7 protein-coding genes and 1 pseudogene are annotated in these 9,667 nt (G+C 72.4%); 4 read left to right on the top strand and 4 right to left on the bottom strand.

Annotation, left to right across the window (positions count from 1 at the left end; translation table 11 throughout):
* The 4 genes and pseudogenes from D3105_RS29530 to D3105_RS29545 all read right to left on the bottom strand — a co-directional run.
* Positions 1-247, bottom strand: a pseudogene (locus D3105_RS29530) (ABC transporter permease); the annotation flags it as partial.
* Positions 234-1,268, bottom strand: a complete 1,035-nt coding sequence (locus tag D3105_RS29535) for an ABC transporter ATP-binding protein (protein WP_206272949.1) — start codon at positions 1,266-1,268, stop codon at positions 234-236. The pseudogene D3105_RS29530 and the gene D3105_RS29535, both read right to left, overlap by 14 nt.
* 113 nt (positions 1,269-1,381) lie before the next feature.
* On the bottom strand, positions 1,382-2,635 hold the full coding sequence (locus D3105_RS29540; RefSeq protein ID WP_118905995.1) for a LolA family protein: 1,254 nt from the start codon (positions 2,633-2,635) through the stop codon (positions 1,382-1,384).
* A 224-nt stretch (positions 2,636-2,859) separates the two neighbouring features.
* The gene (locus D3105_RS29545; RefSeq protein ID WP_118905996.1) at positions 2,860-3,870 is read right to left on the bottom strand and encodes a polyprenyl synthetase family protein; all 1,011 of its coding nucleotides are present in this window, start codon (positions 3,868-3,870) and stop codon (positions 2,860-2,862) included.
* Between the two features lie 159 nt (positions 3,871-4,029).
* Here D3105_RS29545 and D3105_RS29550 point away from each other — a divergent pair, with 159 nt between their 5' ends.
* The 4 genes from D3105_RS29550 to D3105_RS29565 all read left to right on the top strand — a co-directional run.
* Complete coding sequence (locus D3105_RS29550; protein WP_118905997.1) at positions 4,030-5,529, top strand: peptide MFS transporter; 1,500 nt, start codon at positions 4,030-4,032, stop codon at positions 5,527-5,529.
* A gap of 41 nt (positions 5,530-5,570) precedes the next feature.
* Positions 5,571-7,565 (top strand): CocE/NonD family hydrolase, encoded by a 1,995-nt coding sequence (locus tag D3105_RS29555; RefSeq protein WP_118905998.1) that lies wholly within the window; start codon positions 5,571-5,573, stop codon positions 7,563-7,565.
* Positions 7,566-7,737: 172 nt separating this feature from the next.
* Positions 7,738-8,967, top strand: a complete 1,230-nt coding sequence (gene fahA / locus D3105_RS29560; protein ID WP_118905999.1) for a fumarylacetoacetase — start codon at positions 7,738-7,740, stop codon at positions 8,965-8,967.
* A partial coding sequence (locus D3105_RS29565) for a GOLPH3/VPS74 family protein (RefSeq protein ID WP_133305722.1) occupies positions 8,964-9,667 on the top strand: 704 nt, incomplete at its 3' end. The genes fahA and D3105_RS29565, both read left to right, overlap by 4 nt.

The following is a 9,667-nucleotide window of genomic DNA, read 5'->3' on the forward strand; positions in this document are numbered from 1 at the left end:
GCGCCGCCACCGCACCTACGCCCTGCTCGCCGTCCTCGCCGCCGCCCCCGCCCGTCTCGATCCGGATCGCGATCCCGATGAGGACGGGGACGGCGGCGAGGACGGCGAGCAGGGCGTAGGTGCGGTGGCGGCGCAGCAGCGTGGTGGTCTCGGAGCGGAGGAGGCCCAGGGTCCACAGCGGATTGCGGGAGCCCTGTGGATCACCGGGACGCGCCCGCCGAGCCTGCGACTTCTCAGCCTGCGACATCGAATCCCTCTCCCGTGAGTGCGACGAAGGCGTCCTCCAGCGAACCCCGCTCGACGCCGAAGGAGCGCACCCGCACCCCGCCGCCCACCAGCGCCGCGTTGAGGTCGGCGAGGTCCACGGCGGTGAGCGGGGCGTCGGCGGTCAGCCGGTCGCCGTCGGTGCTCAGGCCGGTGATCCCGTGCTCCTTGAGGATGCGGGCGGCGTCCCCGGGGTCGGGGGTGGTGACGGCGAGCCGGCCACGGGCGCTCGCGGCGAGGTCGGCGACCGGGCCCTGGACGATCAGCCGGCCCCGGGCCATCACCGCCGCGTGCGTGCAGACCTGCTCGATCTCGTCCAGGAGGTGGGAGGAGAGGAACACCGTGGTGCCCTCGGCCGCCAGCTCCCGGACCAGGAGACGGATCTCGCGCATGCCCTGCGGGTCGAGGCCGTTGGTCGGCTCGTCCAGGACCAGCAGCCGGCGCGGCCGGAGCAGGGCGGCGGCCAGACCGAGGCGCTGTTTCATGCCGAGCGAGTACGCCTTGGCCTTCTTCCCGGAGGCGGCGGCGAGCCCGACCCGCTCCAGGGCCGTCCCGACGCGGGCCCGCCGGGTGCGCGGGTCGGCGGTCGGGTCGGCCCGGTCGTACCGCAGGAGGTTGTCCCGGCCGTTCAGGAAGCCGTACAGCGCGGGCCCCTCGATCAGCGCGCCGACCTCCGGCAGCACCGTACGCGCGGCCTGCGGCATCGGGCGGCCGAGCACCTCGGCGGTGCCGGACGTCGGGTCGATGAGGCCCATCAGCATCCGGATCGTGGTGGTCTTCCCGGAGCCGTTGGGGCCGAGGAAGCCGAAGACGCTGCCGGCGGGCACGGTCAGGTCGAGGCCGTCCACGGCGAGCTGACCGCCCCGGTATCGCTTGGTCAGGCCACGGGTGCGCATGACGGGGGCGCCGGTGGCCGCGTCCGGCGCGGGGTTCCCCGGCGCCGCGCCCGTGGCCGTCGCATGCCCCTCCGCCGCGTCCCCGGCCTCGGCCGCTGTGTCCGTCATGGCGGTCGCACCTCTCAGTGAGCACGGTCTCGTCGAGCGCGGGGCCGCCGCGGTCTCCACGCGGGTGCGTGGAGACCGCGGCGGCCGGGTGTCCAGGTGCCCCTGGGAAGGTTCTACTTCGCGGCGGCGTCGGCCGCACGCACCAGCGCGTCCTTCGTCACCGCTCCGACGTACACCGAGCCGTCATCCGTCAGCAGGGCGTTGACCAGGCGCGTCTTGAAGACCGTGCCCGAGCCGAACTTCCCGGTGACCTTGTCGCCGAGCGCGTCGAGGAAGCCCTGCGCCTCGGCCGGCATGTCGCCCGAGCCCGCCTCGGGCAGCCCCTTGCCGCCGGGGGACTTGATCTCGGCGATCGAGGTCCAGCCCTCCCCGATGACGTTGAAGCCGCCCTCGCCCGCGAGGCCGTCCAGCTCGGCCAGCTGTCCGGGCAGCGCCTTCTGCGCCGCGCCGCGCTCGTCCTCGCCGGTCTCCAGCTCGTCGGCCTCGGTCACCTTGGCGCCCTTGGGCGGGGTGAAGGCGAACGTGGACGCGGCGGGCTTGGAGAAGTCGACCTTGGTGAACCCGGCGTCGACGACGGCCTTGCCGCCGCTCGCCGCGGACAGGGTGAACTTCAGCGGTACGCCGTTCTCGGCGTCCACGGCGATCCGGACCGAGCCGATCGTCGAGCCGGACTGCTTCGGCTTGATCAGCAGCTGGTACGCGTCCCGCCCGGCGACCTGCGCCGTGCCGTCCACGGTCACCGAGGTGGTGTCCCCGGCCGCCGCGAGCGCCTGCTCGGCGAAGTCCTTCGGGGTGGCCGGAGCGCCCTCGGGCGCCTTCGGGGCCTTCTCCGCGTGGCCGCCGTCCCGGCCCTCGGGCGCCTCTGCGTGGTAGACCTCGTCGGACTCGCTGTCGTACGCCCAGACCTCGCCCTGGTTGTGGATGACGCTGTACTCGGACGCGTCCCCGAGGACGGAGAGCTTCTGCCGCTCCGGGCCGTCGGCGGCCACCCGCAGCGTGTGCGTGCCGGACGTCAGCTCCATGAGCTTGTCCTGCGGGGCCGCCGCGCCGCCGTCCTTGTCGCCGCCCTCGCCGCCCGGTACGAGCGAGCCCGCGAGGCCGTCCAGGGGCAGGCCCAGGTCGGTGCTGATCTTGAACGTGCCCGAGAGCTGCTCCTCGTCGGAAGCGGCGATCCTCTCGATGAGTTCCTGCGCGCTGATCTTCGGCAGGTCCGGGTCGCCCGAGCTCGCGAGCGCCGGGACGAGACCGATGGTCGCGGCCGCCACCCCCGCGACCGCGACGGGGACGATGTAGCGCGCCGCCTTCCGGCGGCCCACGACAGTGCTCGTGGCCTCGCCGGTGGTCTCTGCGCTGTCGTTCGGTGCCATGGTGTGCCCTACCTCCGTGGTCGGCGGCTTCCGTTGATAACCATCTGACCAAATCGGACGGCTCGAAGCGTCAGCCCGGGGAATCAACTCCGCCTACTGCTCCGGTATGACAACCGAAGGGGGCGTGTACGCCGTCCCGTAGGGGTGGGCCGCCCCGTGACACCGGGTGGGGGGCCGCCCGGTGACACCGCCTCAACCGGCGGCGGGCACGGCCGGGCGGGGCCTCAGCCCGCGCGGTGCACCACCGCGTCGCACAGCTCCTCCAGCGCGGCCTTCGCGTACCCCTCGGGCAGCGGCGCCAGCGTGGCGCGCGCCTCCTGGGCGTAGCGCACGGTGTCCTGGCGGGCCTGCTCCAGCGCCGGGTGGGCGCGCAGCCGGCGCAGCACCTCGGCGAGGGCCTCGTCGCTGCTGAGGTCACCGTCGAGCAGCTCGACGAGCTCCAGGTCGTCGGGCTTGCCGTCGGCCGCCGCCTGGGCGCGCAGCCGCAGGACCGGGAGCGTCGGGATGCCCTCGCGCAGGTCGGTGCCGGGGGTCTTGCCGGACTCGTGGGAGTCGGAGGCGATGTCGAGGACGTCGTCGGCGAGCTGGAAGGCGATGCCGAGCCGTTCCCCGTACTGGGTGAGGACGTCCACGGTCCGCTCGTCGGCGCCGGACATCATCGCCCCGAACCGGCCGGAGACGGCGACCAGCGAACCGGTCTTGCCGCTGAGCACGTCCAGGTAGTGGTCGACCGGGTCGCGGCCGTCGCGCGGGCCCGCGGTCTCCAGGATCTGGCCGGTGACGAGCCGCTCGAAGGCCTCCGCCTGGATGCGGACGGCCTCGGGGCCGAGGTCGGCCAGGATGTGGGAGGCGCGGGCGAAGAGGAAGTCGCCGGTGAGGACGGCGACCGAGTTGCCCCAGCGGGTGTTGGCGCTGGGCACCCCGCGCCGCACGTCGGCCTCGTCCATCACGTCGTCGTGGTAGAGCGTGGCCAGATGGGTCAGCTCGACGACGACGGCCGAGGGGACGACCCCCGGCGCGTCGGGGTCCCCGAACTGTGACGCGAGCATGACCAGCAAGGGACGGAACCTCTTGCCCCCCGCACGCACCAGGTGCTGCGCGGCGTCCGTGATGAAGGGGACGTCACTCTTGGTGGCTTCGAGCAGCCCTGCCTCGACAGCGGCCAGGCCCGACTGGACATCGGCCTCAAGAGCCTGGTCCCGCACGTGCAGTCCGAACGACCCGACGACGGTCACGGGGACATCTCCTGTCTGCTGACGATCACACTCAATGTCGATGTGTCGCTGTCTCTCCTTGCAACTTCAGCGTATCCGGTCGGCTATGGATCACCGTGGGCGGCTTCCCATGACCGCCGGTATGTTCGGGATCAGCTCATACGATCAGGAGTCTCCGCTTTGTCCCACAGCACCGCCGCCACCGAGCCGGCCCAGCCACCGCCCGAGGACGACCACGCCTTCTTCGGGCAGCCGCGGGGCCTGATGACCCTGTCCGGTCTGGAGGTCTGGGAACGGTTCTCGTTCCTGGGCATGCAGGCCATTCTGGTGCTGTTCTTCGCCGACACCGTGGCGAACGGCGGCATGGGCATGGACCCCGGCACCGCCGCCTCCGTCTCCGCCGCCTACGGGACGCTGGTCTATCTGGTCTCCGTGGCGGGCGGCTGGCTGGCCGACCGGATCCTCGGCTCGTACCGGGCCGTGCTCTACGGCGGCATCCTCATCGCCTGCGGCCACTACTCCATGGCCGTCCCCACCGACGCCATGACCTGGGTGGGCCTCGGCCTGATCAGCGCCGGAACGGGCCTGCTCAAGCCCAATGTGGCCTCCATGGTCGGCAAGCTCTACCGCACCGACGACGAACGGCGCGACGCCGGCTTCGCCCTCTACTACATGGGCATCAACATCGGCGCGTTCGCCGGACCGCTGATCACCGGCTGGCTGGGCGAGCACTGGAGCTGGCACTGGGGCTTCTCGGCCGCCGCGATCGGCATGACCTTCGGTCTGATCCAGTACGTCGCGGGCCGCCGTCACCTGGCCGGGCGTAAGCACGCGGCCGAATTCGCACTGGCCCCCGACGCGATGCGCCGCGCGGCCCTGCTGATCGTCGGCGGGGCGGTCGTGGTCGCCCTCGCCGCCACCGCGCTGGCCCTGGCGGGCTGGCTGACGATGGACCGGTTCGTCGACGTGCTCACCGTCATCTCGGTGATCGCCCCGGTCGTCTACTTCGTGGTGATGTTCCGCTCCCCCCGGGTCACCGCCGAGGAGCGCGGCAGGCTCCGCCCGTACGTCGTCCTCTTCCTCGGGTCCGTCGTCTTCAACTTCATCCTCTTCCAGGCGTACTCGACGATGATGCTGCTCGCCTCGACGAACGCCCGGACCGAGATCTTCGGCTTCACCTTCCCGGCCAGCTGGTACGCCTCCGCGCTCGGCGCCTTCGAGGTCGCGCTCGCCCCGGTCGTCGCCGCCGTCTGGGCGAAGATGGGCCCGCGCCAGCCACACGCCTCCAACAAGATCGCGTTCGGCGTGATCCTCGGCGGGCTCTCCTTCCTCCTGATGGTCCTGCCGACCTCCGGGCACGCCGACGACACGTACCGCATGGCGGCCTGGTGGATCGTCGGCTCGTACCTGCTGCTCGGGCTCGGCGACATCCTGCTGGAGACCTCCGGCATGTCCGCCACCACCAAGCTCGCCCCGAAGGCGTTCGCCAGCCAGACGATGGCCCTGTGGTTCCTCTCCCTCGCCCTGGCCAACGGCATCCAGGCCCAGATCGTGAAGCTGTACGGCGAGGTCTCCAACCCCGCGTACTTCGGCGTCAACGGGGCGATCGCGGTGGCCGCCGGTGTGGCGATGATCCTGGCCGCGCCCTGGCTGAAGCGCACGATGCACCCCGTCCACTGACCCGTACGTCTCACGCACCCCGTCCCCCACCGAGGTGACCCATGAACATCACGACCGAGTTCCCGTACGAGACGACCCACGAGGACGTCCGCATCCCGCTGTCCGACGGCACCCGGCTCTACGCCCGGATCTGGCGGCCGCTGACCGACGAACCGGTCCCCGCCCTGCTGGAGTACCTGCCCTACCGGCTGAGCGACTGGACCGCGCCGCGCGACTGGCAGCGCCACCCCTGGTACGCGGGCCACGGCTACGCCTCCGTACGGGTCGACGTCCGGGGGCACGGCAACAGCGAGGGGCTGCCGGGCGACGAGTACGACGCGCAGGAGCTGGCCGACGGGGTCGCCGTCATCCACTGGCTGGCCCAGCAGGAGTGGTGCTCGGGCCGGGTCGGGATGTTCGGGATCTCCTGGGGCGGCTTCAACTCGCTCCAGATCGCCGCGCTCGCCCCCGAGCCGCTGAAGGCGATCGTCACCGTCTGCTCGGCCGACGACCGCTACGACAACGACGTCCACTACATGGGCGGCTCGGTCCTCGCCGTGGACATGCACGCCTGGGCGGCCACCATGCTCGCCTTCGTCTGCCGCCCGCCGGACCCGGCGCAGGTCGGCGACGACTGGCGGGAGATGTGGCTGAAGCGGCTGGAGGCCGTCGAGCCCTTCAGCCACACCTGGCTCGCCCACCAGAGCCGCGACGCCTACTGGAAGCACGGCAGCGTCTGCGAGGACTACGGCGCGATCAAGGCGAACGTCCTCGCGGTCGGCGGCTGGCACGACCCGTACCGGGACACCGTCCTGCGGCTCGTCGAGCACCTCGACCCCGCGCAGGTGCGCGGAATCATCGGACCGTGGTCGCACCAGTACCCCGACCGGGGGCTGCCGCCGGGGCCGGCGATCGGCTTCCTCCAGGAGACGTTGCGCTGGTGGGACCAGCACCTCAAGGGCAAGGAGACGGGCGTGATGCGGGAGCCGCTGCTGCGGTCCTGGATCAGCGGCTCGCACCCGCCCGCCACGGTGTACGAGACGCTGCCGGGCCGCTGGGTCGGGGACGCCTCCTGGCCGTCGGAGAACGTGAACCCGATGGCGTACGCCCTCCAGGGCGGCGAGCGGATCGTCGCCTCGCCGCAGCAGACCGGCCTGGACGCGGGCCGCTTCTTCCCGTTCGGCAACGAGGCGGACCTGCCGCCGGACCAGCGGGACGAGGACGCCAAGTCGGTGTCGTTCGAATTCCCCGTCACCGACGCGCCGATCGAGATCCTGGGCCGCCCCCGGGTGAAGCTCCGCATCCGGATGGACGCCACCCGCGGCCAGGCCATCGCCCGGCTCTGCGACGTCGCCCCCGACGGCGCATCGACGCTCGTCACCCGGGGCGTCCTCAACCTCGCCGCCCGGCACGGCCGCGACCACGCCGACGACTGGACGCCCGGGGAGACCGAGGACGTGGTCTTCGACCTCAACGGCATCGGCCACACCTTCCCGCCCGGCCACCGCATCCGGATCGCGATCTCCTCCGCGTACTGGCCCTGGATCTGGCCCCAGGCCGGCTCGGCGGGCTTCACCCTGGACGCCGACGGGAGCTTCGTCGAGCTGCCGGTGCGCCGCCACACCGAGGACCCGGCGATCACCTTCGGCGAACCGGAACAGTCCGAACCGCTCGGCGTGGTCTACCCGGTCACCCTGGAGGAGCCGCGCCCCGAACGCCTCGTCGTCCGCGATGTCGCCAAGGGCGAATGGCGCCTGGAGGTCGACCCCCGCTACGGCGGTACGCGCGTCTACCCCGACGGCCTCGAGTTCACCGAGGACGCCCTGGAGACGTACACGATCCAGCAGGACGACCCGCTCTCCGCACGCACCCGCAGTGACTGGACGATCCGGCTGCACCGTCCGGAGGCGGCCTGGGACGCACGGATCGAGACCCGCTCCGAGATCACCGCCGACGAGCACGACTTCATCACCTCCGACGAGGTGATCTGCAAGGACGGCGAGGAGATCGTCTTCCACCGCACCTGGGAGAAGCGCATCCCGCGCACGGCGGGCTGAGCCGATGATCGTGTTTCCGGCTCGGTTCCCCCGGATCTCCGGGGGAACCGACGGTAACCGGTGAACTTTCCGGGCAATAGGCACAGTTGGGGATGGTCAGGGCACTGCCGCTGGGTAGGAGCCCCGACGTAACGTGTCCCCCAACGCGACCTGGAAAGCGAGGCAGCACCACATGCCCGAGCAGAGCAGCCCGCTCGATCTGGCCGAGGGCGACCCCTTCGGCCCGCACAACCTCCCGTACGGTGTGTTCTCCACCCCCGACCACCCCGACGTCCGCCGGGTCGGCGTCCGCATCGGCAACCACGTCCTGGACGCCGGGGCCGCCGCCCACGCGCTCGGCTCCCCGTACGCGGGGCTGCTGGCGCAGCCGAGCCTGACGCCGCTGCTCGCGGCGGGCCGCACCGCCTGGAGCGATGTGCGCCGCGCGCTCACCGCCTGGCTGACCGTCCCCGCCCACCGCGCGGACATCGAGCCGCTGCTGCACCCGGTGGACGCGGTCACCCTGCACCTGCCGTACGAGGTGGCGGACTACGTCGACTTCTACGCCAGCGAGCACCATGCCACCAACGTCGGCAGGATCTTCCGGCCGGACGGCGACGCGCTCACCCCCAACTGGAAGCACCTGCCGATCGGTTACCACGGCCGCTCCGGCACCGTCGTGGTCTCCGGCACCGACGTCGTACGCCCCAGCGGCCAGCGCAAGGCCCCCACCGATCCGGCCCCCGTCTTCGGCCCCTCGGTGAAGCTCGACATCGAGGCCGAGGTCGGCTTCGTCGTCGGCGTCCCCTCCGCGCACGGCACCCCGGTCCCGCTGGCCGACTTCCGCGAGCACGTCTTCGGGCTCTCCCTCCTCAACGACTGGTCCGCGCGCGACCTCCAGGCCTGGGAGTACGTGCCGCTCGGCCCGTTCCTCGGCAAGTCCTTCGCCACCTCCGTCTCCGCCTGGGTCACCCCGCTGGAGGCCCTGGACGCCGCCCGCACCGCACCCCCGGCCCGGGACTTCCCCCTCCTCCCCTACCTCGACGACGCCGAGGACGAGGAGCCGGGCGGCTTCGACATCCGGATCACCGTCGAGATCAACGGGCAGGTCGTCGCGGAGCCGCCGTTCGCCTCGATGTACTGGACTGCGGCCCAGCAGCTCGCGCACATGACGGTCAACGGCGCGTCGCTGCGCACCGGCGACCTGTACGGCTCCGGCACGGTCAGCGGGCCCGAGCCGGCGCAGCGCGGCTCGCTCCTGGAGCTGACCTGGAACGGCCGCGACGCGCTCGAACTGACCGAGGGCAAGCGGACGTTCCTGGAGGACGGCGACACGGTCACGCTGACCGCCTGGGCCCCCGGCCCGCACGGCACCCGCGTGGGCCTCGGCGACGTCACCGGAAGGATCGTCACCGCGCCATGACGCAGGACGCCTCCGCCCTGACCCTGCCCGAGGAACTGCTCCTGCTGACGCTCGACCCGGAGCGCGGCAAACCGCTCTGCAACCGCACGTATCTGCGGTACGGCGCGGCGGGAGCGGTCCTCGCCGAGCTGGAGCTCCAGGGCCGGATACGCGAGGAGCGCGGCCGGGTCCAGGTGGTCAACCCCCTGGACCCGGCCCACCCGCTGCTCGCGTCGCTGCTGAGCACGCTCGACCCGCCGTCCGCCAAGAAGAGGCGCCTCCGCCCGGGGACCAGCGCCAAGAGCTGGATCCGGCTGTACGGCCGCAACGCCGAGGAACGCCACCTGGACCACCTGGTGGAGCGCGGCCTCTTGCGCCGCGAGACCCGCCGCTTTCTCGGCGTGCTCCCCTACCAGCGCCACTTCCCGGGCGACCCGGACCTGACCGGAGCGACCCGGTGGCGCTTCGGCCAGGCGGAGGCCCGGGGCTTCCCGGACCAGCGCAGCCGCGCCCTGGCGGGCCTCGTCTCGGCGACCGGCCTCGCCGGCACCCTCACCACCGCGGGCCGCGAGGGCCGCTCGGCGATGAAGACCGTACGCCGCGCCCTGTGGTTCGCCTCGGCGGTCCACCACAACGTCCGCCAGAACCAGTCCAGCGGCGGGAGCGGCGGCGACGGCGGCGGCTGGAGCGACGGGGGCGGGGGCGGCGGCTGCGGAGGGGG

The organism is Streptomyces globisporus (genome assembly GCF_003501885.1).
In the GTDB taxonomy this organism is placed as follows: domain Bacteria; phylum Actinomycetota; class Actinomycetes; order Streptomycetales; family Streptomycetaceae; genus Streptomyces; species Streptomyces globisporus_D.

Coding starts and splice junctions, on each gene's coding strand:
- D3105_RS29540 (WP_118905995.1), bottom strand. CDS start 2,635: ATGGCACCGAACGACAGCGCAGAGACCACCGGCGAGGCCACGAGCACT.
- D3105_RS29535 (WP_206272949.1), bottom strand. CDS start 1,268: ATGACGGACACAGCGGCCGAGGCCGGGGACGCGGCGGAGGGGCATGCG.
- fahA (WP_118905999.1), top strand. CDS start 7,738: ATGCCCGAGCAGAGCAGCCCGCTCGATCTGGCCGAGGGCGACCCCTTC.
- D3105_RS29555 (WP_118905998.1), top strand. CDS start 5,571: ATGAACATCACGACCGAGTTCCCGTACGAGACGACCCACGAGGACGTC.